At 72.8% G+C, this 22,332-nt stretch carries 28 protein-coding genes and 2 pseudogenes; 12 read left to right on the forward strand and 18 right to left on the reverse strand.

All coding sequences use genetic code 11. The features are described 5' to 3' along the window. Positions 1-12 precede the first annotated feature (12 nt). The gene (locus IE206_RS18325) at positions 13-783 is read left to right on the forward strand and encodes an MBL fold metallo-hydrolase (RefSeq protein WP_189963232.1); all 771 of its coding nucleotides are present in this window, start codon (positions 13-15) and stop codon (positions 781-783) included. A gap of 29 nt (positions 784-812) precedes the next feature. After that, positions 813-1,448 carry a DedA family protein gene (locus IE206_RS18330; RefSeq protein WP_189963614.1) on the forward strand — a complete coding sequence of 212 codons (636 nt, stop codon included), beginning with the start codon at positions 813-815 and terminating at the stop codon, positions 1,446-1,448. Positions 1,449-1,532: 84 nt separating this feature from the next. On the opposite strand, the gene IE206_RS18335 is transcribed toward IE206_RS18330, so the two are convergent. Then, positions 1,533-2,750 carry an aminotransferase class I/II-fold pyridoxal phosphate-dependent enzyme gene (locus tag IE206_RS18335; protein ID WP_226599710.1) on the reverse strand — a complete coding sequence of 406 codons (1,218 nt, stop codon included), beginning with the start codon at positions 2,748-2,750 and terminating at the stop codon, positions 1,533-1,535. Positions 2,751-3,176: 426 nt separating this feature from the next. After that, complete coding sequence (locus IE206_RS18340) at positions 3,177-3,884, reverse strand: ANTAR domain-containing response regulator (protein ID WP_189963234.1); 708 nt, start codon at positions 3,882-3,884, stop codon at positions 3,177-3,179. A gap of 93 nt (positions 3,885-3,977) precedes the next feature. On the opposite strand from IE206_RS18340, the gene IE206_RS18345 reads away from it, so the two are divergent. After that, positions 3,978-5,393, forward strand: coding sequence for a PAS domain-containing protein (locus IE206_RS18345; RefSeq protein ID WP_308433937.1), 1,416 nt, complete (start codon positions 3,978-3,980; stop codon positions 5,391-5,393). Here IE206_RS18345 and IE206_RS18350 read toward each other — a convergent pair. Continuing rightward, positions 5,350-6,138: pseudogene (locus tag IE206_RS18350) on the reverse strand (RNA polymerase sigma factor SigF); the annotation flags it as partial. The gene IE206_RS18345 and the pseudogene IE206_RS18350 sit on opposite strands and share 44 nt — an antisense overlap. 311 nt (positions 6,139-6,449) lie before the next feature. On the opposite strand from IE206_RS18350, the gene IE206_RS18355 reads away from it, so the two are divergent. The 3 genes from IE206_RS18355 (at position 6,450) to IE206_RS18365 (ending at position 8,805) form a co-directional block, all read left to right on the forward strand. Then, positions 6,450-6,818, forward strand: coding sequence for a CBS domain-containing protein (locus IE206_RS18355; RefSeq protein ID WP_189963236.1), 369 nt, complete (start codon positions 6,450-6,452; stop codon positions 6,816-6,818). 241 nt (positions 6,819-7,059) lie between these two features. After that, positions 7,060-8,532: a bifunctional phosphatase PAP2/diacylglycerol kinase family protein gene (locus tag IE206_RS18360; RefSeq protein WP_189963237.1), complete on the forward strand. Its 1,473-nt coding sequence runs from the start codon at positions 7,060-7,062 to the stop codon at positions 8,530-8,532. A 105-nt stretch (positions 8,533-8,637) separates the two neighbouring features. After that, positions 8,638-8,805 carry a hypothetical protein gene (locus IE206_RS18365; protein ID WP_053728731.1) on the forward strand — a complete coding sequence of 56 codons (168 nt, stop codon included), beginning with the start codon at positions 8,638-8,640 and terminating at the stop codon, positions 8,803-8,805. 9 nt (positions 8,806-8,814) lie between these two features. On the opposite strand, the gene IE206_RS18370 is transcribed toward IE206_RS18365, so the two are convergent. The 10 genes from IE206_RS18370 to IE206_RS18415 all read right to left on the reverse strand — a co-directional run bounded on the left by IE206_RS18370 (position 8,815) and on the right by IE206_RS18415 (position 13,878). Continuing rightward, complete coding sequence (locus tag IE206_RS18370; RefSeq protein WP_226599712.1) at positions 8,815-9,171, reverse strand: gas vesicle protein K; 357 nt, start codon at positions 9,169-9,171, stop codon at positions 8,815-8,817. After that, positions 9,168-9,395 carry a gas vesicle protein gene (locus IE206_RS18375; RefSeq protein ID WP_189963238.1) on the reverse strand — a complete coding sequence of 76 codons (228 nt, stop codon included), beginning with the start codon at positions 9,393-9,395 and terminating at the stop codon, positions 9,168-9,170. Before IE206_RS18375 ends, IE206_RS18370 begins: the two co-directional genes overlap by 4 nt. Further along, positions 9,392-10,231 (reverse strand): GvpL/GvpF family gas vesicle protein, encoded by an 840-nt coding sequence (locus IE206_RS18380; RefSeq protein WP_189963239.1) that lies wholly within the window; start codon positions 10,229-10,231, stop codon positions 9,392-9,394. Before IE206_RS18380 ends, IE206_RS18375 begins: the two co-directional genes overlap by 4 nt. Then, positions 10,224-10,616 (reverse strand): gas vesicle protein, encoded by a 393-nt coding sequence (locus IE206_RS18385; RefSeq protein ID WP_189963240.1) that lies wholly within the window; start codon positions 10,614-10,616, stop codon positions 10,224-10,226. The genes IE206_RS18380 and IE206_RS18385 overlap by 8 nt, the downstream gene beginning before the upstream one ends. Continuing rightward, entirely contained in the window at positions 10,616-10,870 is a 255-nt protein-coding gene (locus tag IE206_RS18390) for a gas vesicle protein GvpG (protein WP_189963241.1), read from the reverse strand. The genes IE206_RS18385 and IE206_RS18390 overlap by 1 nt, the downstream gene beginning before the upstream one ends. Before the next feature lie 4 nt (positions 10,871-10,874). Further along, complete coding sequence (locus IE206_RS18395; protein ID WP_189963242.1) at positions 10,875-11,591, reverse strand: GvpL/GvpF family gas vesicle protein; 717 nt, start codon at positions 11,589-11,591, stop codon at positions 10,875-10,877. After that, entirely contained in the window at positions 11,588-12,007 is a 420-nt protein-coding gene (locus IE206_RS18400) for a gas vesicle structural protein GvpA (protein WP_189963243.1), read from the reverse strand. Before IE206_RS18400 ends, IE206_RS18395 begins: the two co-directional genes overlap by 4 nt. A 109-nt stretch (positions 12,008-12,116) precedes the next feature. Further along, positions 12,117-12,395: a gas vesicle protein GvpO gene (locus tag IE206_RS18405; protein ID WP_189963244.1), complete on the reverse strand. Its 279-nt coding sequence runs from the start codon at positions 12,393-12,395 to the stop codon at positions 12,117-12,119. A 210-nt stretch (positions 12,396-12,605) separates the two neighbouring features. Next, positions 12,606-13,358, reverse strand: a complete 753-nt coding sequence (locus IE206_RS18410) for an MBL fold metallo-hydrolase (RefSeq protein ID WP_189963245.1) — start codon at positions 13,356-13,358, stop codon at positions 12,606-12,608. Positions 13,359-13,461: 103 nt separating this feature from the next. Then, on the reverse strand, positions 13,462-13,878 hold the full coding sequence (locus IE206_RS18415) for a phage holin family protein (RefSeq protein ID WP_189963246.1): 417 nt from the start codon (positions 13,876-13,878) through the stop codon (positions 13,462-13,464). Positions 13,879-14,046: 168 nt separating this feature from the next. Between IE206_RS18415 and IE206_RS18420 the strand changes: the two genes are divergently transcribed. Further along, entirely contained in the window at positions 14,047-14,880 is an 834-nt protein-coding gene (locus IE206_RS18420) for a class I SAM-dependent methyltransferase (protein ID WP_189963247.1), read from the forward strand. Between the two features lie 215 nt (positions 14,881-15,095). Beyond that, positions 15,096-15,449: a VOC family protein gene (locus IE206_RS18425; RefSeq protein WP_189963248.1), complete on the forward strand. Its 354-nt coding sequence runs from the start codon at positions 15,096-15,098 to the stop codon at positions 15,447-15,449. A 66-nt stretch (positions 15,450-15,515) separates the two neighbouring features. On the opposite strand, the gene IE206_RS18430 is transcribed toward IE206_RS18425, so the two are convergent. Further along, positions 15,516-17,483: a DUF5107 domain-containing protein gene (locus IE206_RS18430; RefSeq protein ID WP_226599713.1), complete on the reverse strand. Its 1,968-nt coding sequence runs from the start codon at positions 17,481-17,483 to the stop codon at positions 15,516-15,518. Between the two features lie 102 nt (positions 17,484-17,585). After that, positions 17,586-17,771 (reverse strand): annotated as a pseudogene (locus IE206_RS18435) (arginase family protein); the annotation flags it as partial. Positions 17,772-17,926: 155 nt separating this feature from the next. Here IE206_RS18435 and IE206_RS18440 point away from each other — a divergent pair. From IE206_RS18440 to IE206_RS18450, 3 genes are all read left to right on the forward strand, one after another. Continuing rightward, the gene (locus tag IE206_RS18440; protein ID WP_189963250.1) at positions 17,927-18,268 is read left to right on the forward strand and encodes a DUF6204 family protein; all 342 of its coding nucleotides are present in this window, start codon (positions 17,927-17,929) and stop codon (positions 18,266-18,268) included. Between the two features lie 63 nt (positions 18,269-18,331). Beyond that, a complete protein-coding gene (locus tag IE206_RS18445; RefSeq protein WP_189963252.1) occupies positions 18,332-19,264 on the forward strand; it encodes a class I SAM-dependent methyltransferase in 933 nt (310 codons plus the stop codon). Next, positions 19,261-19,803 (forward strand): hypothetical protein, encoded by a 543-nt coding sequence (locus IE206_RS18450; protein WP_189963254.1) that lies wholly within the window; start codon positions 19,261-19,263, stop codon positions 19,801-19,803. The genes IE206_RS18445 and IE206_RS18450 overlap by 4 nt, the downstream gene beginning before the upstream one ends. A gap of 82 nt (positions 19,804-19,885) precedes the next feature. Here IE206_RS18450 and IE206_RS18455 read toward each other — a convergent pair whose 3' ends face one another. The 3 genes from IE206_RS18455 to IE206_RS18465 all read right to left on the reverse strand — a co-directional run bounded on the left by IE206_RS18455 (position 19,886) and on the right by IE206_RS18465 (position 21,395). Then, positions 19,886-20,506, reverse strand: coding sequence for a GNAT family N-acetyltransferase (locus tag IE206_RS18455; RefSeq protein WP_229853206.1), 621 nt, complete (start codon positions 20,504-20,506; stop codon positions 19,886-19,888). A 317-nt stretch (positions 20,507-20,823) separates the two neighbouring features. After that, entirely contained in the window at positions 20,824-21,150 is a 327-nt protein-coding gene (locus tag IE206_RS18460; protein WP_226599714.1) for a hypothetical protein, read from the reverse strand. Next, positions 21,150-21,395, reverse strand: coding sequence for a LapA family protein (locus tag IE206_RS18465; RefSeq protein WP_189963255.1), 246 nt, complete (start codon positions 21,393-21,395; stop codon positions 21,150-21,152). The genes IE206_RS18460 and IE206_RS18465 overlap by 1 nt, the downstream gene beginning before the upstream one ends. Positions 21,396-21,570: 175 nt before the next feature. On the opposite strand from IE206_RS18465, the gene IE206_RS18470 reads away from it, so the two are divergent. Beyond that, positions 21,571-22,302, forward strand: coding sequence for a GntR family transcriptional regulator (locus IE206_RS18470; RefSeq protein ID WP_189963257.1), 732 nt, complete (start codon positions 21,571-21,573; stop codon positions 22,300-22,302). Positions 22,303-22,332 lie beyond the last annotated feature (30 nt).

A 22,332-nucleotide genomic window follows, 5' to 3' on the forward strand; every position in this document is an offset into this window, starting at 1 on the left:
GAAGAGGATTGCGTGCCGGTGGAGGTCACCTGGTGGGGTCATGCCACCTGCACGATCGAGGAGTCCGGGGTACGGCTGCTGACCGATCCGCTCTTCGCGCGCCGCCTCGCGCATCTGCGGCGGCGCCGGGGCGCGCTGCCGCCGCCCGAGGCGGCGGTGGCGGACGCGGTGCTCGTGTCGCATCTGCACGCCGACCATCTGCATGTGCCCTCGCTCGCGCGGCTCGCACCCGGCACCCGGCTGATCGCGCCGGCCGGGGCCTCGCGCGCCGTGCCGGGGCTCGGCAGGCTCGGCCTGTCCATCACCGAGGTACGGGCCGGTGACACCGTCGAGGTCGGGGCCCTGCGGGTACGGGCCGTGCCCGCCCGGCACGACGGTCGCAGGCTGCCGGTGGGACCGCACCGCTCCCCCGCGCTCGGCTACGTCGTCGAGGGCGGGGCCCGCACCTACTTCGCCGGGGACACCGGCCTGTTCGACGGCATGGCGGACGCCGTGGGGCCGGTGGATGTCGCGCTGCTCCCGGTGGGCGGCTGGGGCCCGCGCCTGGGGCTCGGCCATCTCGACGCGGGGCGGGCGGCCCAGGCGCTGGCCGCTCTGGGAGCGCTCTCGGCGGTGCCGGTGCACTACGGCACGTACTGGCCGATCGGCATGGACGGCGTGCGGCCGCACGAGTTCCACGCCCCGGGCGAGGAGTTCGTACGCCATGCGGCCCGGCTCGCCCCGAAGGCGGCGGTGCACCGGCTCGGGCACGGCGAGAGCGTACGTCTGGAGGCCGGGCAGTGACAGCGGGCCGGGCGGCCGTCGCGGGCCGGATGCTGGAGATGGCCTCGACGGTGACGCCGGAGACGACCCAGCAGGCCGTCGGCTACCCGACGCTGTTCGTGCTCGTGATCCTGGGGGCGCTGGTGCCGGTGGTGCCCACGGGGGCGCTGGTGTCGACGGCCGCGGTGGTGGCCTTCCACCAGACCGCCTGGTTCTCGCTGCTGCTCGTGTTCGGGGTGGGCGCGCTGGCCGCGTTCCTGGGCGATGTCGCGCTGTACTGGCTCGGGCAGCGCGGGGTGCGCTCGAAGAACGGCTCGCGCCTGCTGGCGGCGCTGCGCGGCCGGGCGGCGCCGGACCACCTGGAGCAGGCCCGGCGCAAGCTGAACGACCACGGGGTGGTCGTGCTCGTCCTGTCCCGCCTGGTGCCGGCCGGGCGGATCCCGGTGATGCTGGCCTGCCTGCTCGGCCGGATGCCGCTGCGGACGTTCGTACGCGGTGACATCCCCGCGTGCCTCGCCTGGGCGGGTGCGTACGGCCTGATCGGCATTCTCGGCGGCTCCCTCTTCGACGAGCCGTGGAAGGGCGTGGTGGTGGCCGTCGCCCTGACGCTGCTGATCAGCGGCGCGCCCGCGGGGTGGCGGCGGGTGCGGCGGGGGCGGGTGGCTGAGGGCGGCTCGGGCGGCTGAGACTTCTCGCACCGGCCCGGGGCATGCGACAGATCCCGGATGGCGCACAGCCCCTGGCAACCGGGGTGCCGGGTCGCTCACGGGTCAGCACAGTTCGGCGAGCACCGATGCGAAGCGGCTCAACTCGCCCTGCACGTGCGGGAGTTGGAGGGGATCGGCCGCGCCGAGGGAGTCCAGGCGCTGCTCGTCCGTCGAGCCGAGCAGCGGTCCGGTGGCGAGGCGGACGCGCAGGGCGCCGAGTTCGTCGCCGAAGCGGTGGCCGCCGGGGGCGGGGGCGGCGAGACGGGCCGTGAGGTAGTCCTCCAGTTCCATGGAGTCGGTGACGCCCAGGGCTGCGAGGCGGGTGCGGAACGGGCCGAAGTCGGCGTAGAGGTGGCGGCCCGCCTGCGGGAGGCGGGCCATGGCGCCGGCGTCGAGCACGAGGTGGTGGGCGGCGGCCGCGACACGGGCGTGCAGGGCGGCGGCCCGCCGGGTGCGCTCGACGACGGAGGCCGGTTCGGTGAGGGCGAGGGCGGCGGCCGCGGCGATGGGCGCGGCCACGACCGCGCCGAGCGCGGCGAGGACGTCCAGGGTGCGAGCCCGGTGCGGGGCGTCGGCCGCGGTGTCGGGGAAGCGGGCGACGGCGGCGGGCCAGCCGGGCGGGGTGAAGGCGCCGCCGAGGTCGGCGAGGACGGTCACGTCGTCGGGGCACATCGCGGCGGGGCTGATCGGCACCGTCTCGTGCGGGCGGTGCACGGTGTCCCGCCAGGTCTCGTCGCTGACGATGTGCAGCCCCTCGCCGACGGCCGCCTCGCACGCCTCCCGTACGGTCTCGGGCGGCGCCACGGTCGCGGTCGGGTCGTCGGCGACGCAGAGCAGCAGCAGCCGGGGCCGGCCGCCCTCGGCCCGCACCCGGCGAACGGTTTCGAGCAGCGCGTACGGATCGGGCACGCCGCCGCACTCGGCAGGCGTGGGCACGTGGTAGGCGGGCCGTGCGAGCAGCCGGGCCTGCGGGGTCCACCACGCCGGGCAGGGCCGGGGCATGAGCACGTCACCCTCGTACGCGCCGAGCAGCGCGATCAGGAGCGCCTGGGCGCCGGGGGCGGCGACGACCCGGTCCGGCGCGGTGGGCAGCCCGCGCCGCAGCCAGTAGCCGCAGGCCGCCTCGCGCAGGGCGGGCCCGCCGCCGGGCGGCTCGGGTTCGGTGCGCCCGGCGCCGTCCGCGAGCACCGCGGCGAGCTCGGGAAGCACGGGCAGCCCGGACCCGGGCGCGGGCGGCCCGTACCGCACGGGCCCGCGCCCTTCACCGTCCGTCCCCTGCATCCCGTTCCTCCTCGGGCCCTGTCCGGCACGAGCCATGCCTTTCAAGCCTTTATACGGAGGTTTGGGCCCGGGCGCCGCTTGTGCGGGAGCAGGAAGGGGGCTTTCGGTCGCGGCCCTCGGCCGGTGACCGCGTCGGCCGCATCGGTGGAAGCAGGGCGGTTGCGGAGTGCGATCGGCACGCCGATGAGGGCGAGTACGACGATCGCCGCCCCCAGCCCCCATGCCTGCAGGGGAGGCACCAGGGCTCCGGAGGCCAGGCCGATCAGGAGTACCGCGACTGCGGCGGGTGCCGCCGGGCGGGCCCCGACGCCGATGAGCGGAAGCAGCCCGGCGAGGACGGCCGGCATGGCGACGAGGGGCCGCCGCCGGCCACGGCCTGGAGCCGGGAGATGTTGAGGGAGCTGGGCGGCATTGCCTGACGGTGGGTCAGCTCTTGTCCGCCAGGGCCGAGAGTTCGGATTCCAGGCCTCGGCCCTTCGCGCGGACGACCGCCTCGGCCACGTCGGCGAGTTTGCGGTTGGTGCGCTGGGAGATGGTGCGCAGGACGTCGAAGGCGGCGTTCGCCTCGCAGGCCAGGACGTGCATCACTATGCCGCTCGCCTGGTCGATGACCGGGCGGGAGCGCAGAGCCGTCTCCAGGTGTTCGACCTCGGCGAGCGCCGCGCGGTAGCGGCGGTCGCGGAGCAGGCCGGTGGTGGTCTCCTTGGCCAGGATGCCCACCGGGCCGCACACGAGGTGCTCCAGGGAGCCGGGGCGGTAGCCGTAGACGCTGACCGTGACCTCGATGCCGGACCGGCGGAAGGGGAGGGTGACGCAGGAGCGTACGCCCGATTCGAGGGCCAGGGCGCGATAGCCGGGCCAGCGTTCCTCCTTCAACAGGTCCTCGGTGTCCACGGGTTCGCCCGCATCCAGCGCACTCGGGATCGGCCCGTCGCCGCAGGCGAGCTGGACGGAGGCGAGCGGCGCGAGGTCGGGGTGGGTGGCGGTGAGACGGCGTTCGGGCCCGCTGTCGGTTATCGTCGCGACCGCCCCGCAGCAGGCCGGTGCACAGCGCACGGACTGCTCGGCGAGCAGGGAGAGCCGCCGGGCGGTGCTGGTCGTCTCGGGTTCCTGGTGTTCCGGCTCGGGCAGCATCGGAAAAAACCTCCTCATCCTGCGGCTTCCCGGTCCGGGCCCCCCGAAACGGCAGGGGCTCCCGGCACCGGCCCGACGGGTTAGCTTTCTCCCATGACGCAGACGGAGGACGACTTCGGCGAGGAACTGGCGGATTTTGTCAGACGGGTGGGCGAGCTGCGCACCGCGCGCGCCCGCCCGGCCGGTGAGCAGTTGACGGTTCTGGACGCGGCGCTCTTCGAACTCCAGCATGTGGCCGAGCAGTTGTGGCCGCGATACGAGCAGATCCTGGCCGCCGCAGGGGCGCCCTCGCCGGTGGAACGGCAGGAACGTCAGCTCCTCAAGGCCCTGTTCCAGCGGCTTCCGCTGCCGGTCGCACTGGTCGACCGCGAGACCGTCGTCCGCCGGCTGAACTTCGCGGCGACCGGCCTCACCGGGGTGCGCGCCGGGTACGCCACCGGGCGGCCGCTCGCCGCGCTGCTCACGCCGGGCGACCGGGCGGCGTTCCGCTCGCAGGCCGCCGCGGTCGCCCGGGGCGAGGGTGACCGCGGGCTCACCGTCCATCTCCAACAGCGCCCGGAGGAACCCCTGTTGGCGACCCTGACCGCGCTGCGCCCGCCGGACGAGCCGCAGCCCGCGGTGCTGGTGGTGTTCCAGGCGGGCAGCGCCCGGGGCTCGGCCGCCGCTCCCCCGCCGCCCGAGGTTCCCGACCTCGCCGAGACGACCCGGCATGCCGAACTCACGGACGTGGTCGACCTCATGGCGTCCACTCTGCTTCAACTGCCGCCCGGCGACCGGGAGTCGGCGCTCTCCGGAGCCGCGCGCGTGCTCTGCGGGCGGTTCGCCGACTGGATCGTGGCCGACCTCGTCGACGGTGCGCTGCGGCGCACGGTGGTCCTCGGCCCGCCGGACCCGGCCGCGGCCCCGCTCCTGCACGCGGTGGCCGGCCAGGACCCGGCGAGCTGCCCGTTGGTCCTGGAGGCGGCACGGGCCGGCAACGGGGCGCTCCAGGTGCAGCCCGAGGACATCGAGGGCTTCGGCCACGACCCCTCGGGCACCCCGGTGCTCGCCCGCGCCGAGGTGTCGTCGCTGATGTGTGTGCCGCTGGGCGCGCCGGGGCCGGTGACGGGGGTGCTCACGCTGTTCCGCACCGGATCGGCGCGCCCCTTCTCGATGGCGGAGGGACAGGCCATGGATGTGATGTCCCGTCACATCGCGCTTGCTATGCGGCGTCCGACTCCTGACCAAATCCCTGACGAGTCGACAGATCCTGCTCCTTGCGCGGCAGTTGAGTCGCCTGCGGAGCCCGCGGAGTCCTGCGCGGCCGCGTCGCCCGCTGCGGCGCCGCCGCCCTCAGCTTCGCCCTCGACCGCTCGTCCGGCTTCGAGCGGGAGCCCTCACCCGTCAGGGGATCCGCGCCCGCCGCGGCCTCGTCCCGCGCAGCCGCGGCAGCCGGCCTCGACGGCCGACGGTGATCTTCGTGCGGATCCCGCAGGGCCTGGTCCCGCAGACGGCTGCAGCAGCGCGTGATCAGCCGGGACACGTGCATCTGCGAGATGCCGAGGTCCTCGGCGATCCGGCTCTGGGTCATGTCCCGGAAGAACCGCATGTAGAGGATCTTCCGTTCGCGCTCGGGCAGGCAGCTCAGGCCGGGCTTGACCGCCTCGCGGTCGATCACGGTGTCGAGGGCCGGGTCGGCGGTGCCGAGCGAGTCGCTCAGGGTGTATCCGTCCTCGCCGCCCGGGAGTTCGGCGTCGAGGGAGAGCGCGCTGAAGCTGTCGATGGCTTCCAGTCCGGCCTTGACCTCTTCCTCGGTCATCCCGGTGTGCGCGGCGAGCTCCGCCACGGTCGGCCGGGGAGACCCGGCGCTCGCGGCGAGTTCCTGGCTCGCGGCCCGCACCCGGCTCCTCAAGTCCTGGACGCGGCGAGGCACATGGAGCGTCCACATGTGATCGCGGAAATGGCGCTTGATCTCGCCGGTGATGGTGGGCACGGCGTAGCTCTCGAACGCGGCGCCGCGGGACGGGTCGTACCGGTCGACGGCCTTGACCAGGCCGAGGGCCGCGACCTGACGGAGGTCCTCAAGGGCCTCGCCCCGGTTGCGGAAACGTCCGGCGAGCCGCTCGGACATGGGCAGCCAGGCGCGGACGAGATCCTGGCGCAGGGCGTCCCGTTCGGGCCCCTCGGGCAGTGCCGCGAGCCGCTCGAAGGCGGCGGCGGTCCTGGGTGCGTCGTCGTGCGGGTGCTTGTGCTTCGCCGTGGTGTTGGTACGCATATGCGATCCAGCTCCCTGAAACGGTGCGGCGGATGGTTGTCACCGAGGGAGCCCGGCCGGGCAGCGTGGCACGCCCGGAGCGGACAGTCGCTCCCACGGACGTGCCTCCGGTCCGAAGCACGAGGTTCGCCTGCCCGGACCCTGCGGGGCCAAACGTGCGCGTTCGCCGAACGGCGCGGAAAGGGTGTTTCCCGGGGCGGGACCCCGGTACCCGGTCCGGGATGCGGAGACCGGGGGAAGACGGGTAAGGCCGACCGAACGTACGGATCCCCGCAGATCCCTACGGTTCAAGAGAATCGGGGCGCGCAGCCATGGCACATTTCGTGCGGGAAGTGATGACGGCGGGGGTCACCGCCGTGCCGCCCGATGCCTCACTGGTGGAGGCGGCGCAGCTGATGCGGGCCCAGGACATCGGAAATGTGCTGGTCACCCGGGCCGGCCGGGTCATCGGGGTGCTCACCGACCGGGACATCACGCTGCGGGCGGTCGCCGAAGGGGTCGATCCGCTGACCGTCAGCGCCCAGGCGGTGTGCACGCCCTCGCCGGTGTGCGTGGGCCCGGACGACGAGGTGGCGACGGCGGTGGCCTTGATGCGCCGCCACGCGGTACGACGGCTGCCGGTGGTGGCGGAGGGACGGCCGCTCGGCATGGTGAGCCTGGGCGATGTGACGGGCCACTAGGGCCTGTCCGGCGGATCTTGTCTGGGACGCGCGGCCCTGGCAGCCCAATGGGCCAGGGGGACCCCCACCGCGTTGTCGCGCCGACGCCGGGCGTGAGCGTAGCGGGGTCGGGGAACAACCCCGCCCGTGGGCAGCGGGGCGGCACGCGGGGCGACTCAACGGAGCGCGAAATCGCCCTCCCGGGCGGCCGAGCCCCAGGTGGGGCCCGGTTGGGCCGGGGGCGGCCGGGTACTCGCGGGCCATGACTCACTCCACCTGGCACAAGCGACTCGGCGCCCACGACCGGGCGCTGTTCCACTTCGCCGCGACCCGGCACTGGCCTGCCGCAGAGACCGTGCTGCCGCGGCTGAGCCGGGCCGCCAACCACGGCGCCCTCTGGTTCGCGGCGGCCACCGCGATGGGCGCGACCCGTTCGCCCCGGGCCCGCCGGGCGGCGTTGCGCGGCGTCGCCTCGCTGGCACTGGCCTCGCTGACGGTGAACACCGTGGCCAAGCACTCGGTGCGGCGGGCCCGCCCGCTGCTCGACGCGGTGCCGCTGGTCCGCCAGTTGAAGCGCCGCCCGGTCACCACGTCGTTCCCCTCCGGCCATGCCGCGTCCGCCGCGGCCTTCGTGACCGGCGTCGCCCTGGAGTCCCGGGCGTGGGGCGCGGCCCTCGCCCCGGTGGGCTTCTCCGTGGCAGCGTCCCGCGTGTACACCGGTGTGCACTATCCGGGCGACGTGGTGGCGGGCGCGGCCCTCGGGGTGGGCGCCGCCCTCGCCGTACGCGGGCTCGTGCCGACCCGCACCCAGCTCCCGCCGCCCGGCCGCCCGCGCGCCGACGCGCCCGCGCTGCCCGCCGGCCAGGACCTGGTGGTGGTCGCCAACCGCGCGTCCGGCACCGCGCTCGCGAAGGCCGCGCTGGTGCGCTCGGCCCTCCCGCTCGCCGAGGTCGTCGAGTGCGACCCCGACGACCTGCCGGCCACCCTGGAGAAGGCGGCCGGCCGCGGCCGGGTGCTCGGGGTGTGCGGCGGCGACGGCACCGTCAACCTGGCAGCGTCCGTCGCCGCCCGCCTCGACGTGCCGCTCGCCGTGTTCCCCGGCGGCACCCTCAACCACTTCGCCCTCGACCTCGGCATCGAGGAGGTCCAGGACACCTGCCGGGCGCTGGCCTCGGGCGACGCGGTACGGGTGGACCTCGGCCGGTTCCGGCCCGGCCCCAACGGCGCGGACGCCGGCTACTTCCTCAACACGTTCAGCCTGGGCGTCTATCCGGAGCTCGTACGGGTGCGGGAACGCTGGTCGCCGCGCATCGGCAGCTGGGCCGCGGGCATCCTCGGCGCGTACGAAGTGCTGCGCGGAGAACGACCGTTGAGGGCCGACCCCGGCGGCAGCCGCCCCGCGCTGTGGCTGCTGTTCGCGGGGAACTGCGTCTACCAGCGCCTGGGCCCCGCCCCCGCGCGCCGCTACGACCTCGCGGACGGTCTGCTCGACGTACGCGCGGTACGCGGCGGCCGCCTGCCCGGACTCCGCCTCCTCGCCGCCGCGCTGGCGGGCCCGCTGCACCGCTCCCCCGTCCACACCTCGCGCAGGATGGCCCGCCTCAGGATCCCGGGCCTGGCAGCGGGCACTTCGCTGGCGTACGACGGCGAGGTGGCCGCAGCGCCACGGGAGCTGACCCTGGACAAGCTTCCGGAGGCATTGACGGTGTACCGGCCGCAGGTCCTGCGCCCTTGAAGCCGCCTCCGGCCCGAACAGCGAAACAAAGACACAGAGCGTCAGGCTCAACTCCCGGCTTAGGCAAGGAATTCGGGGGAACTCGGAAGCAAGGAGGTACACATCATGGTCCCGATTCTTCTCGTCCTGCTCCTCGCACTTCTTCTGTTCGGTCTCGGCTTCGCGGTCAAGATTCTCTGGTGGATCGCGATCATCGTGCTCGTCGTGTGGCTGCTCGGATTCCTGATGCGTTCGACGACGACGTCCGGCCGGTCGCGCTGGTACAGGTGGTAGCGAAAAGGTTCAGGAACTCTCCCTCGGAAGCAGGGGGCCGAGCGGGCCGAGGTCGATGTTGAGATCTTCCGGGCGCAGCCCGAATTTCGACCTCAGCTCGCTCATCCTGCTTTCCAGGAGCATGAGCGTGAGCCCGATCCGCTCCTCCTGGTCCTCGGTGAGTTCACCGGTCTCGACGCGGCGCAGGGCCTGACGTTCCATCAATTGCCGCAGCAGTTCCACGACGGTCAGGACCAGCCGCGCGAGATCCCGCTCGACGGTGTCGGGGTCGAGCTCCACCCGGCGCCGGGGGCCGTCGCTCCGGCGCCCGTGCCCGCCGTTGTGCTTGCCGTTCACCACGTCCGCCCTATCCGCCCTCTGCGTCATACCGGCTCCTCGGACTCACCGAACTGGAACTCCTCGAAGGGGGACGGGACTTCGGCCCTGACCGAGCTCACCAGCGCGTTCAGGTCGATGCGTACGAGGTCCACGTCCGCGATCCGCAGCGTGAGGTCGCCCGTGATGACCACGCCGCCGGCGAGCAGCCGGTCGAGCAGGTCCACCAGGGCGACCTCGCGCTGCGCGAGGGCTTCACCGTCACCGCTGCTCACTGTTCCTCCCGACCCTCTCGACTCGCTTGGTCCACTTGGCCGTGCCCGTCGTCCGGCCCGCCGGCGAACGAGTACGGTGCCCAGGGCCCGGTCAGCTCCACCCGTACGCCCTCGATGTGCGGAATGAAGTCCCGTATCGCCGCGACGAAGTCCTCGCTCCGGTCGAGCGGCACCAGGTAGGCGGCATTGAGCACGTTCTCGCCGGGCTCGCCGGACAGGCGTGCGTTCTGCGGCCGGTGCAGCCGTCCGGCCTCGGCACGGTCGCACAGTTCGGCGTGCAGGGCTCGGGAGAGCGCTCCGGCCCGCCGCCAGATCTCGTCACGGGACTGGCGCTCGCCCAGCCGTCGGCGCAGGTAGTCCCGCCCGGTGGCCGCCTTCGGCTCCGGCGGATCCAACTCCCTCGAAGGGAAGGGCTGTTGGGCCTGGGCGTACACCTTGACGCCCCACTCGATGCGCCCGTCAAGCCGTTCGATGGCCCGTACGAAGCGGGCGCGGCCGGAGTCGAGCAGCCGCCGCACCCCGTTCTCGTCGCGGCACACCGTGGCGAGCCGGAGCGGCACGGGGCAGGTGACCGTGGCGAGCGCCGCGATCACCGCCTCGTGGGTGCGGGCGGTACGGCCGAGCCAGTCGAGATCCTCCAGGTGGGCGCGGAGCGGGCCGGCGTTGAAGTCCTCGGCGGGGACACGGCTCACCGCGGCACACAGGCCGCGGTGCTCGATCAGGCCGGGCGGTTTCCCGTCGAGGCCGCGCACCCCGTCGGGGAGCGCGGTGGCAAAGGGACGCGTCACGGCGTATACGTACAACAGCTCGTGTTCATGTTCACGAACGTCATTCATCGGTCACCGCACCTTGTTCCTTCTTCGCGCTCGCCGCCCTTTTCTCCCGGACCGCCCCCTCTGCCGCTTCGGCGTTCCGTGCCGATTCGAGTGCGGCGATCCTCTCCTTCAACTCGTCGTTCTCTCTGGCCAGTTCACGGCGGCGGGCGCCGGTGGAGAGTGCGGGGTCGTCCTCCCACCAGTCGATGCCCATTTCTTTCGCCTTGTCGATAGAGGCGACGATGAGCCGCAATTTGATGGTGAGGAGTTCGATGTCGAGGAGATTGATGCGAATGTCCCCGGCTATGACGATTCCCTTGTCGAGGACGCGTTCAAGAATGTCGGCGAGGTTCGCGCCGCTGCCGTCGGGCGGGTAGGCGTCGGGAAATCGGGCCGGGCTCGCCATCATTTCCTCCGGGGATCGGCGGCGGCGCGGGTGGGGTGTTCGAGGCGGTCGAGGAGCTCGTCCTCGCGGCGGTCGAATTCCGCCTCGTCCAGCTCACTGTCCATCAACTGCTGTTCGAGCACGGCGAGTTCGCGTCGCACGGTCGCGGGGTCGTAGTACTGCCGCTCCGCCTCCGCGGCCACCTGGCCGAGCACCCAGAAGGTGCCGCGGACGGGCGCCGCGGGAAGCAGCAGCAGCTCCTTCAGGAGACCCACGCGCTCACCCCGTGAAGCTGTAGGGCGGCAGCGGGCCGTGGACCTGGAGGACCAGGTGCGGGGCGCGCTCGCGCAGGGTGTCCACGGCGGCGAGGAACTCGGCGGTGTGCTCGCGCTTCACGAGGAAGGAGATGTTGGCCAGCCAGCCGGTGGACTGCGGACCGGGGCTCCGCTCCTCGGAGGCGTCCTCAAGGGCGCGCTCCACCATGACGGCGTCGGTCGCCTCGCGCTGCTGCACGGCGGCGGCGATGCGTTCGCCGAGCCGCAGCTTCTGTTCGTACGTGCCGCCGCCTGCTTTCCGGTTGGCGTCGCTCATGGCCCTCAACTCGGCGTTCTCCGCGAGGACTTGATGGAGCACGGCTTCTTCGTCGTGCGTGGCCTTCACGTTGTACTCGACCTTGCCGTCGAGCGCTTCGAGCCGCTCCAGATAGCGCTTCTCGTGCTCAGCGAGCACCGCCCGTACGGCGTCGTCGTCGGGCGAGACCCCGCCGAACCGCATGGGCAGCACGGGCCCGCCCGCGCCCGCCTCGGCGAGGACGTTCTGGTGCGCGAGCAGATCACGCCGCTTGGGCCTGAGCTCCTGGGGGGCGTCGCTGACCAGCGCCACCAGATCGCCCTGTTCGACCGTGCGGACCGGGCACGGCGGGTCGCCGATGCCGCCCATCCGCTCCGGCAGCCGGCCGTGGCCGCGGCGGGCGATGCCGTAGACGTACGTGGTCATTCCTGCTCCTCCTTCCGGCGCGACGCGGTGCGCCGGGCCCGGGGCCTCGGCTCCGGCTCGCTCTCCTCACGGGCCTCCTTGAAGGCGTCGGAGATGGTCTGCGCGGCGCCCGAGAGCGCTCCCTTGGACTTGCCGCGGGCGCCGGACTCGGTGATCTCGCCGACCAGGTCGGGCAGTCCGGGGCTGCGGTGCGGGCCCGCCTCCAGGTCGAGGCGGTTGCACGCCTCGGCGAACCGCAGATAGGTGTCGACGCTGGCGACCACGACACGTATGTCGATCTTCAGGATCTCGATGCCGACGAGGGAGACACGCACGAACGCGTCGATCACGAGCCCTCGGTCGAGCACGAGCTCCAGTACGTCGTAGAGGCCACTGGTGCCACCGCTGCCGCCTTGCTGTGCCGGGACAACCGTCATGGTGTCCGGCCCTCCTTGTCTGTTGGCTTGTTGGCTTGTTGCCGTGTCGTCGTCCTACGGCTTCCGCTCCTTGCGCTGCCGCTTGGGCGCCCCTGCGCCTGGGCGGGGCTCAGTTGTTCTTGTCGGCGCGGCCGCGTTCGTACCTGTGCAACCGCCGGTAGCCGGTGAGTTCGCCCTGCGCGTCGAGTTCGACCTCGTACGAGGCGAGCAGGCTCATCGTGTCCGGGACCCGGGCGAGTTCGAGGACCTCGATCCTCAACTGCCACCCGTTGTCGGCGCGTTCGAAGGACGAGACGGATTCGGCGGGCATGCCGATGAGTTCGGACAGCTGGGCGCGGGCGCCGCGCAGGACGTCCACCGCGCTGGGGTTCTGGGGTTTGTTGGCCATGTCACCTCGCGTGGTAGGCCTTCCGGGTAGCCACGGCGGGGCGGATCAAACCCGCGCGGGCGGGCTGGGCGCGAGGGGTGGCACGAGGCATGGCACCGGGCATGGCACAGCGACGCCCGGCGAGGCGGCACGGTGAGTACGGTGCCGCCCGCCGGGCGCGGACGTGGTGTTACGGGTGCGGCGCTAAACAGCCTCCGGGGCCGGGGCCGGTCAGAGCGTGAAGCGTCCGGCCGGCTTGAGCAGGTGCAGCCGCTCGGTGAGCCCGGCCCCGCCGAACGCCTCCACGAGGGTGTCGGGGCCCTGGCTGAAGTGGGCCCAGTGCTCGAAGTGCAGCGGTACGACGTGCCGGGCGCCCAGGATCGCGGCGGCCTCGGCGGCGTCCGCGCTGGACAGTGTGAGGTAGGCGTCGAGCAGCGGGGTGCGGGCGCCGCCCGCGAACAGGACGGCCACATCGACGGGCCCGAAGCGGTCGGCGATGCTGCGCACATGGCCGAGGGAGGCGTTGTCGCCGCTCACGTACACCGTGGGCAGGCCGTCCCCGTGTAGCACGAAGCCGGTGACCTCGCCGACCACGGGCTCGCAGCCGTCGGGGCCGTGCAGCGCGGGCACACCGGTGATGCTCAACTGCCCGCTGCGGTACGTCTCCCAGTTGGGCAGGACGGTGACGCGGTCGCCGAGCCTGCTGTGCGCGGCGGCCGTGGAGAGCACGACGGGGACGCGGTCGAGGTAGTCACGGCCGGCCCGGTCGAGGTTGTCGGGGTGCTGGTCGTGCGAGAGCAGCACCAGGTCGGCGGCGCCGACCTCCTCGGCGCCGAGACCGGGCCCCGCGCTCTTGACGAGCTTGCGGTCGCCCATCGGATAGTCGCCGGGGGCGTCGAAGGTGGGGTCGGTCACCAGCCGCACCCCGCCCATCTCGATGACGGCGGTGGGACCGCCCACGTACTGGATGGCGAGGTCGCTCATGATTCCCTCCCGAGTCGATCACAGCTTGGCGGGGAGACAACGAGCGCGGGCGGCACCTTTGTTCCCTTGCGCGGACGGCCGCCGCGCCCCGCTCCCACGGTAGTCAGCGGCTCGTGTCGTGGGGCGCGCCGAGCGGACCTCGCGGCGGCTCGGGGGCGCCCGGCGGGACCATCGGCGGGATGACGGGGGCGCCGGGCGGCACACCGGGTTCCGGCGGCCGGGACAGCGGGTCGGCGGGTGCGCCCCGGCTGCTGCGGGCGCCCCGGCTCAGCAGCACGGCGGCCCCGAGCAGCAGCACGGCGACGATCAGCGCGGCCGCCCAGTAGGGCAGTGCCATCGCGAGGGCGAGCAGCAGGAACGCGGTGAGCGCGGCGCCTCCGTAGAGCCCGGCGGCACCGGCTCCCGCGTACATGCGGGCGGCCCGGCGCTGTTTCCTTGTCTGTTCGCGCAGCTCGTCCTTGATGGCGTCCCGGACGACCTGGGAGAGCTGCTCCGTCAGGTTCGGCAGGTTCGTGTCCATGCGGGCCCGAGTACCCGGACACGCTGTCGGCAGTCCCGCCGAGCCGACTTCGCACATCCTTCGAGTGTCCAAATCTCAAGACGCCCATCTCATACTTCGGCCAATCGCTCTAAAGTGGGCTCACCACCAGGGCAGTTCACCCTTCAGCTCTCGGAGAGGGAGTCGCTCATGTCGCAGAAGACGCCCCCGGCCACGCCGGGCGAGACCGCCGTCTACACCCACGGCCACCACGAGTCCGTGCTGCGCTCGCACACCTGGCGGACCGCCGCCAACTCGGCGGCGTACCTCGTCGGTGAGCTCAAGCCGCACATGCGGGTCCTGGACATCGGCTGCGGGCCCGGCACCATCTCCGCCGATCTGGCCGCGCTCGTACCGGACGGCCATGTGACGGCGGTCGACCACGCGCCGGGCATCGTCGAGCAGGCCCGCGCGTACGCGGCCGGACGCGGCCTGGGCAACATGTCGTTCGCGGTCGCGGACGTCCACGCGCTGGACTTCCCGGACGACACGTTCTGCGTCGTGCACGCCCATCAGGTGCTGCAGCACGTGGGCGACCCGGTGCAGGCGCTGCGCGAGATGCGCCGGGTCACCAGGCCCGGCGGGATCGTCGCGGTGCGCGACAGCGACTACGGCGCGTTCACCTGGTTCCCCGAGGCGCCCGCGCTGGACGGGTGGCTGGAGCTGTACCACCGGGTGGCCCGCGCCAACGGGGGCGAGCCGGATGCCGGGCGGCGGCTCAAGTCCTGGGCAATGGAGGCCGGTTACACCGACATCAGGGCCTCCGCTAGCACCTGGTGCTTCGCCACCGAGGAGGAGCGCGCGTGGTGGAGCGGGCTGTGGGCCGACCGTACGGTCGCCTCCTCGTACGCGGAGCTGGCCGTCGACGGCGGGCATGCCACGGCGGACGAGCTGACCGCGGTCTCCGAGGCATGGCGGGAGTGGGGCCGCCGGGACGACGCCTGGTTCATGGTGCCGCACGGAGAGATCCTCTGCCGCGTGTGAGCGAACGGACCGTCCGGGGGCGCCACGAACGCCCCTTGCTACGGGCCGACCGCTCGATGCGGGACGGCCGGGGCCCCACGCGACCCCGGTGACGGCGGTGTCCATGACCCGGGAGCGGGAGGGGGGGAGTGACCCGCTGACGCGCGGCGGTGGCCCGCCGCCCGGGCCGCCCGATCGCCTGTCGCGGGCGATCTCTGCCAACTAGGCTTCGGGGCATGGAGATTCTAGGGACCACGCTGCGCATCTGCGTCGACGACCTGGAGAGCGCGATCGTCTTCTACGAGCGCGTCACCGGCAGTCAGGCGCTCCGCTTCGACCGCGGGGGCGTGTCCGTCGCCGCGGTCGGCGCCTTCCTTCTGATGAGCGGTCCCGAGGCGGAACTCGAAGTGCTGCGGAAGGTGGCGGCGACGGTGGCCGTCAAGGACGTCGACGACGCCCACACCACCCTCACCGCGGCCGGCGCCCGCATCATCGCGGGCCCCGTCCCGACCCCGGCGGGCCGCAACCTGATCGCCCTCCACCCCGACGGCTCGGTCTTCGAGTACGTCGACCGCAAACCGGCGTACTGAACCATTGGCGGGCCCAAGCCCCCTGTTCTGAGAGCCCGAAGGCCCGCCGCATCCGGAGGCCTCGGCCTACTCCCCGGGGCGCATCCGGTAGTCGTACCGGTCCGGGAGCGGGGCGTCGGTGAGGCGGGCCCACACCTCGTTCAGGGTTTCCGCGCCCTCGCGCAGGTCGGCGACCTCGAAGCCGGCGTCGAACAGGGCGCGGGCGGCGTCCGGCTCGCCCTCCGCGAGGAGGAGCTGGGCCTCGACCAGCCGGAAGCGGCCGCGCTCGCGGACGGCGGGGCGCAGCCGGTCCCATACGGCCCGCGCGTCCGCCGGGCGGTCCGCGGCGAGCAGCGCCTCGATCGCCTCGCGGCCGAGTGTGGCGTCGGCCGCCGTCCACGGCTCGCCGTCCCTGCGCTCCTCACAGAAGTCGTCGTACGCCTCGGCATAGCGGTCTGCGGCACGGCTGGCGTGTCCGGACAGCTGGTCGGCGACGGCGAGGCAGCGCAGCAGCGGCCAGCGGGACGGGGCGAGCGGCAGGCCGCGCTCCCAGCTGCGGACAGCCTGGGCGTGGTCGCCCGCATGCCACTGGGCGACGCCGAGGTGGTACTCGGTGAGCGGGTCGGCCGGTGCGGTCTCCAGCATGTCCCGCCAGTGCGGTGAGACCAGGGTCGGGCCGGGCGGGGTCACCTTGCGCGGCTCCGGGAGCACTCCGTTGTGCAGCAACTCCAGCCAGGGCCGCTGTTCTTGAGTGAGCGTCAGGTCCGGGAACGGGGTGCCCGGCAGCTTCGATCCCGTGCGCAGGACTTCGAGGGCTCCCCAGCCCGATCCGGTGGCCAGGCTCTCGCCCGGCTCGGTGTCGGCGAACGGGCGCCAGGCGGCGTACGCCTCCTCCACCGTGGCGCGCGGCAGGGCCCGCTCCAGGCTGCCCCCGGCCTCGGCGCGGGCGGCCGCCCAGTCGGCGCCGTGCACGAGCGCCGGGTCGGCGGACAGCGGCCCGTACGCCTCCAGCCAGGAGAACTCGCCACCCGGGTCCAGCGGAACGTGCTCCAGCTGGGTGCGGGCGAGGCCCGCCTGTATTTCGGCGTACCCGACGGTCCCCGGCTCGGTCAGCCACTCCTGCCAGCGGCGGCCGCCGCGCCCCGAACCCCACAGGAACAGCTTGCGGCCGCGCAGGGTGTCCGTGGAGGTCTGCACGAGGCCGTGGCCGCTCTCGTCGAGCGAGGCGATCCAGCGGCGCGCGCCGTCGGGGACCTCGTAGAAGTAGTCGGCGGGGTACTCGCTGCGCAGCGGGTAGGTGCGGTCGGCGCCGTCCCATTCGGGCACGGGCACCCGGCGCAGGGTGTGGTCGTATCCGAAGTGCCAGGCCTCGTCGGCCGGGGCGAGGACGCGGGTGCGCTCGCCCTCCTCGACGGCGATGTTGGACCACCAGTAGACGGGTGCCGTCTTCTCGTGCGGATTGCGGATGCGGACGCCCACGTACAGGAAGTCGGAGCCGTCGGGCAGCCAGAGGTCCACCTGGAAGGGGAGGTCGCGCAGCCGCTCCCACTCCCACAGGCGGACCATCTCGCCGCCGTCCGGGGCGGGGACGAGGGCCGCGTGGACGGGGGCGCAGGACAGGGTGGTGTGGCCGGTGGCGCCGATGTTCCACTCGATGCCGCCGGAGAACCAGGCGCCGTTGAGCGCGAAGTCGGCGGGCTGGAACACCGGGTTGGTGTAGAGCAGTTCACGGCCGGTCGGCTTGTGGAACAGGGAGTGGACGCGGCCGCCGAGGCCCGGCAGGACGGTGGCGCGCAGCCGGTCGTTCTCGATCACGATCGTGTCCAGCTCGACCGGGCCCCGCTCTCTCCCGTAGCCGTCGAGGACCCGGACGGGCAGCAGCGTCTCCAGCGGCTCGTACCCGATCTGGCGGGCCATGTCCCGGGGCAGGCCTTCGCGGGCCCGCTCGTCGAGCCGGTGCGCCTCGTCGCGCGGCCGTAGCGCGGGCAGGGGGTTCGGCTCGCCCAACGGGGCGCCGGGCAGGGTCAGTACGGCACGTCGCACGGTCGTGGCCAAGGCAACCTCACTCCCTCGTACGGGGCGTCGGCAGCCCTTTCGGCCGATCCCCCCGATGACCATGGAACACCCCGCCACTGACAACGGCCAGGGAACCCCCGCTCAGGATTGCGCAAAGGCGCCCACGACGAGGTCGGCGAGCAGCGCGCCCGCGGTGCCGTCCGGGTCCAGATCGGGGTCGCAGATCGTGATGTCGAACCCGGCACACCGCTCGGACCGCACCAACTCCCGCAGCAGCTGGCCGAGTTCATCGGGCAGCAGTCGGCCCGGGTCCGGGCTGTCGACGACCCCGCGCCGATGCGGTCGGAGTTGCCGGGGGCTCGGCGGTATTTCGATCGACACGTTCCGCCCGGTGGGCGACGATCGACCCGCAACAGAGATGTGGTTGTACAGGCGGATGCACATGTAGACGGTGGACATGCGGTACGGAAGGACAGCAGGACATGAGCGAGCAGCACACCTACCGGGTCATCGTGCGCGGTGTGTGGGACGGACTGAGCGAGGATTCGCGCACGAGACTGCTCGCGGAGGTCGACGACCACGGCCTGACCGCGATGTCCTTCACCGAGGAGGGCTCGCTCACCTATGACCGGGCGCTGAAGCACTTCTCGTGGCGCTACACCGTCGTCTCGGACGCCGCCGACGGCGAGGAGATGGCCGCGGCGATGGCCGAGGACAGGGCGGAGACTGCGCTGGGAGCGCTGGGTCATGGGTTCCGCGATCTGCGGTCGACGGTGACGGACCTCGACACAATGAAGATCAATTACAAGGGTGGGCGACGGTAGGCCGGCTCCGACGGACCCTGCCGGGGGTCAGCGGCACGAAGAGGGGCGGTTAGGGTTCCGGCCGTGCCCCATCTTGAGATATCCGACCTGATCACCGTCACGGACCCGGCCGGCGGAACGCGTCTGCCGGTCGGCCGGGCCGCCGTAGTGCGGCGGCTCGTCGAGAGCGGTGACCTGCGCGGAGCCCGTATCGTCGCCGCGCTCCCGGTCGACCCGGGCGGCGTTCTCGACCCGGTCGCCGTGGACCGGCTGATGGTCGGCGTGCACACCGAACTGCAGAGGCTCAGCGAGGAACTGCGCATCGGCGAGCGCCTGGCACATGTGCTGGGTCCGCTGTTCACCGCCATCCGCGCGAGCGGGCACGCCGGGCCGCTGCGGCTGGTCGACGTCGGCTGCGGGCTCGGCTACCTCGTCCGCTGGCTCGCGGCCACCGGCGCGCTCGGGCCGGACGTCGAACTCGTCGGGGTCGACCTCGACGCCGCCCTGGTCGACGAAGCGGACCGGCTGGCCCGAGACGAGGGGCTGGCCTGCCGCTTCGTCCACGGCAACGCCTTCGACCTCCCGGAAGCCGCCACCGTGTTCGTCTCCACCGGTGTGCTGCACCACTTCCGCGGCCCCGCCCTCGCGGAGTTCTTCCGGGCGCAGGCCGCCTCGCCGGCGCTCGCCTTCTGCCACTACGACATCGCCGCGACCCGGCTCGCGCCCATCGGCGCCTGGATCTTCCACCGCGCCCGGATGCGTCACCCGCTGGGCCGCCACGACGGTGTCGTCTCCGCGCTGCGCGCCCACGACGACGCGACGCTGATGCGCGCCGCGGCCGTGCCCGGCATCCGCCCGTTGCTGTACGAACCCCGGGGCCTGGCGAACCCCTTCTGCACCACCCTGCGCCCGGTCCTCGGCGTCCGCCCGCAGCTGGAGGAACCCCTGCGGCTGGCCCTCGGCCGGGCCTCGCGCAGGCTCGTGGGCCCCGAGCGGCTCACCGGGACCGCACGATGAACCCGGCCCTGCCGCTGGCCGCGCTCGGCCTGATCGACGCGGCGTTCAGCGGTTTCCGCGCCTTCGCCGGACGGGACGCCCGGATCCGCAAAGCCCGCGCCGTCGCCCGGGCGGCGTCGCGCGGCCTGGCCGTGGGCGCGGCCCTGCTGCTCGTGCCCGTACTCACGGCACTCGGCGTGCTGCTGTCCGTCGACGACCAAACCCGCACGTACGCCGCCTTGAGCGCAGGCGGCACCGCCTTCCTCCTCCCGCTCACGCTCTACGCAGCCACAGTCGCCCTCTCCCTGACCGCCTACTTCGTCCTGCCGTTCCGAGCCAGCACGCTCGCCATGGTCATGGGCCTGGGCCCCCTGACCTTGATACGCCCCCTCGTCGTGGCCCTCGCCTGCCTGAACGCCCTTGCCGACGGCGGCTGGACGGCCCTTCTCGTGGGCACGGTCGCGGGGGCGGCGGTCCTGTGCGTGGAGCCGCTGGTACACCGGCGGTGGTACGCCGCGCTACCGCTCCCGGACCTCCTGGGCCGGGCGCGCCCCGCCTAGCTGGTGCCGCGTCAGGGGGCGTTCGCCCTGTGCGGAACTCGGTGGACAGGGATCTCGGAGCGTCCAGGACAACGAGGGCACGTCACGTCATCGCGGTGTGCGGCTCGTCGTCGACGAACCCCAGTCGTCGGTTCATGCCGATGGCCGAGGCGTTGTGGGGATGGTGGAAGGTCCGCAGCCAGCGCATGCCATGGGAACGCGCATATTCAATGGCCAGAAGCTTCATGGCCATCGAGATCCCCCTTCCGCGGTGGCCGGCCAGTACCCCTGTCATCTCGCTGAAGGCGTGTCCTTCGGGCTGGAGTGACGTTGCCGCCATGCCGACCCACGCCCCGCCGTCCAGGGCCAGGACGATGCCTTGGGGGTCGTAGGTCGGAGTCTCGATTCGCTGGGCGAGATACTCCTCGAACGTGTAGAACTCTCCCCGTCCCGGAATGTCGGCGGAGCACGTCCTGTTCAGCTCGTACAGTGCGTGCCGGTGCTCGGCCGTGTCACCGACAGCCGCCATGGTCACGAACGCGATCCCGGCCTGCTGACAGCGTCGACGGTAGGGCTCGTACGGAGCGGCGTCGAACGCATCCAGGTCAAGCTTGAGCCGAACCCATTCACCAGTCATGAGTGCCTCCCACCTCGAACGCTTCGTCGAGGCCCAGCATCCGACAACGGGCAGCCCGAAGGCCATGGTTTCCCCCAGGAAGATCACGGTGGCTGTGTCCGCCCCGAGAGCCGGGACGCCCGAGCCGCACCACCCCCGAGTCACCCGAACGGCCTGGAGATCGGCTCGGCGGTCAGAGTGCGGCGTCGAAGCACACCTGGCTGTTCCGCGCATCGAGAGGGTGTACAGCAATGTTGAGCCCGTTCAGCTCCCCGGATGAGCTCCTCGACGTCCGCCCTCGGCAGCGTGAACGCCGGCAACATCCCGTCGTCCTGGAACCCCTTCTGGCAGGAGGCCCTGAGAGCGGTCGCCCGTGCCGGAATCGTCGGACTCATGCGCTGGGTGGCCTGGGCCGGCGTGGCAACTCACCGCTTGGGGCATCGCTCCGTCTTCTTCACCACCCCGATGCCGACCCGGCTGTGCCCGGCCAGGGGCGTACCCGCCGACGGGGTCTGGGTGCAGACCTTCCAGTTGAAGGGCCACAGCACCGTGCGGTGTCCGCCTCCGATGTCCTGGACGTCCAGCTTCGTTCTCGCGCCCAGCTTGTTGAAGACCTGGACCAGGCCCTTGCCGATGAACGCCGGCATCGGTCGCGGGGCCGCTGCCCCTTCGGCCAGGGCGATGCCCGTCGTGGCCGCTGTTGCCAGGAACAGAGTCGCTGTCACCGTCGCGGCGCGTGCCCGCATGCGCATCACCGGCCGCTCCGTCTCCTCATGAAATAGCCGCCGCAACACAGCCCCACCACGAACACCGCGAGCAGCGCCAAGTACAGCGGCATCGACACCTCGGGGATCAGCAGGCGGATCTTGACCTGGCGGGTGTTCTCGAAGATGAAGACGAGCGCCAGGACGGCGAGGGTGAGGATCGCGATCCTGGCCGGTGTGAACGGGCCGCCCGTTCTGCCCCTCGTGCCGCTCGACTCGTTCTTGGGGCTCATGACCCGGCCTTCCGCTGGTGCTGCCGTCGCTCCCTTCCGCCCAGGTTGAGGGATGTGCCGCCACGGGGAGCGGTGGGGCGGGCCGTACGGGTGAGCCCAAAGGGCCCAGGGCCGCCTTGTCAGACAAGTATGGACCGGGTCATGCTGGGGCTCCGGCATACGGAGGGGCAGGTCCATGGCCATGAGCGGGCAGCAGCGCAGGCCGGTCGTCGCGCTGTACGAGCGGATCGCGGACGCCATCCACGACGGCACCTACCCCCCGGGCTCGACCCTGCCCTCGGAGCCGAAGCTCGCGGGCGAGCTCGGGGTGAGCCGGCCCGCGCTGCGCGAGGCGCTGCTCCTGCTCCAGGAGGACGGGCTGCTGTCGGTACGGCGCGGGGTGGGCCGGACCGTGAACGACCGGCCGCCGCGGCGCGGCTTCGAACAGCTCCAGCCACTCGACGACCTGCTCGGCCCGGTCCGGGTGAGGGCCCTGCTGCGCAGCCGCGAGGAGCCCACCGACTTCACCACCCAGCACCTGCTCGCACCCGCCGGGTCCGAACTGCGGTTCTGGGAGTCCGTGCTGGTCGGCGAGTCGCTCGCGGTCGCCCTCAGCCATGAGTGGGCGGCACCCGAGGACGTCCTGGACCGGCTGCACCCCGCGTTCGGCGAGGCCCTGTCCGCCGAGCCCGCCGTCTCGATGCTCACCGTTCTCGCCGAGGCCTCGCGGGGCGTCCCGCTCACCGCGCACAGCGGGGTCAGCGCGACGCTGCTCGGCCGGCGCAGGGGTGAGCAGCTCGACCGCCCGGCGGACACCCCTGCCGTCCTGATCACCCAGGTCGTACGGGTCGACGGCACCCCCGTCATGGCCGCCAAGCACATGCTGCCGACGGGCGCGCCCGCGCTGCCGGTGCTCCAGTCCTGCTAGCACCCCGCAGGACACGAGCGCGACACGCTG

Origin of the sequence: Streptomyces violascens (assembly GCF_014649955.1) — a bacterium.
Classification (GTDB): Bacteria; Actinomycetota; Actinomycetes; order Streptomycetales; family Streptomycetaceae; genus Streptomyces; species Streptomyces violascens.

Coding starts and splice junctions, on each gene's coding strand:
- IE206_RS18405 (WP_189963244.1), bottom strand. CDS start 12,395: ATGGCCAACAAACCCCAGAACCCCAGCGCGGTGGACGTCCTGCGCGGC.
- IE206_RS18345 (WP_308433937.1), top strand. CDS start 3,978: ATGACGCAGACGGAGGACGACTTCGGCGAGGAACTGGCGGATTTTGTC.
- IE206_RS18340 (WP_189963234.1), bottom strand. CDS start 3,884: ATGCTGCCCGAGCCGGAACACCAGGAACCCGAGACGACCAGCACCGCC.
- IE206_RS18420 (WP_189963247.1), top strand. CDS start 14,047: ATGTCGCAGAAGACGCCCCCGGCCACGCCGGGCGAGACCGCCGTCTAC.
- IE206_RS18460 (WP_226599714.1), bottom strand. CDS start 21,150: ATGCGCATGCGGGCACGCGCCGCGACGGTGACAGCGACTCTGTTCCTG.
- IE206_RS18365 (WP_053728731.1), top strand. CDS start 8,638: ATGGTCCCGATTCTTCTCGTCCTGCTCCTCGCACTTCTTCTGTTCGGT.
- IE206_RS18355 (WP_189963236.1), top strand. CDS start 6,450: ATGGCACATTTCGTGCGGGAAGTGATGACGGCGGGGGTCACCGCCGTG.
- IE206_RS18330 (WP_189963614.1), top strand. CDS start 813: ATGCTGGAGATGGCCTCGACGGTGACGCCGGAGACGACCCAGCAGGCC.
- IE206_RS18410 (WP_189963245.1), bottom strand. CDS start 13,358: ATGAGCGACCTCGCCATCCAGTACGTGGGCGGTCCCACCGCCGTCATC.
- IE206_RS18395 (WP_189963242.1), bottom strand. CDS start 11,591: ATGACCACGTACGTCTACGGCATCGCCCGCCGCGGCCACGGCCGGCTG.
- IE206_RS18360 (WP_189963237.1), top strand. CDS start 7,060: ATGACTCACTCCACCTGGCACAAGCGACTCGGCGCCCACGACCGGGCG.
- IE206_RS18415 (WP_189963246.1), bottom strand. CDS start 13,878: ATGGACACGAACCTGCCGAACCTGACGGAGCAGCTCTCCCAGGTCGTC.
- IE206_RS18400 (WP_189963243.1), bottom strand. CDS start 12,007: ATGACGGTTGTCCCGGCACAGCAAGGCGGCAGCGGTGGCACCAGTGGC.
- IE206_RS18380 (WP_189963239.1), bottom strand. CDS start 10,231: ATGAATGACGTTCGTGAACATGAACACGAGCTGTTGTACGTATACGCC.
- IE206_RS18425 (WP_189963248.1), top strand. CDS start 15,096: ATGGAGATTCTAGGGACCACGCTGCGCATCTGCGTCGACGACCTGGAG.
- IE206_RS18440 (WP_189963250.1), top strand. CDS start 17,927: ATGAGCGAGCAGCACACCTACCGGGTCATCGTGCGCGGTGTGTGGGAC.
- IE206_RS18465 (WP_189963255.1), bottom strand. CDS start 21,395: ATGAGCCCCAAGAACGAGTCGAGCGGCACGAGGGGCAGAACGGGCGGC.
- IE206_RS18385 (WP_189963240.1), bottom strand. CDS start 10,616: ATGGCGAGCCCGGCCCGATTTCCCGACGCCTACCCGCCCGACGGCAGC.
- IE206_RS18370 (WP_226599712.1), bottom strand. CDS start 9,171: ATGACGCAGAGGGCGGATAGGGCGGACGTGGTGAACGGCAAGCACAAC.
- IE206_RS18470 (WP_189963257.1), top strand. CDS start 21,571: ATGGCCATGAGCGGGCAGCAGCGCAGGCCGGTCGTCGCGCTGTACGAG.
- IE206_RS18335 (WP_226599710.1), bottom strand. CDS start 2,750: ATGCAGGGGACGGACGGTGAAGGGCGCGGGCCCGTGCGGTACGGGCCG.
- IE206_RS18450 (WP_189963254.1), top strand. CDS start 19,261: ATGAACCCGGCCCTGCCGCTGGCCGCGCTCGGCCTGATCGACGCGGCG.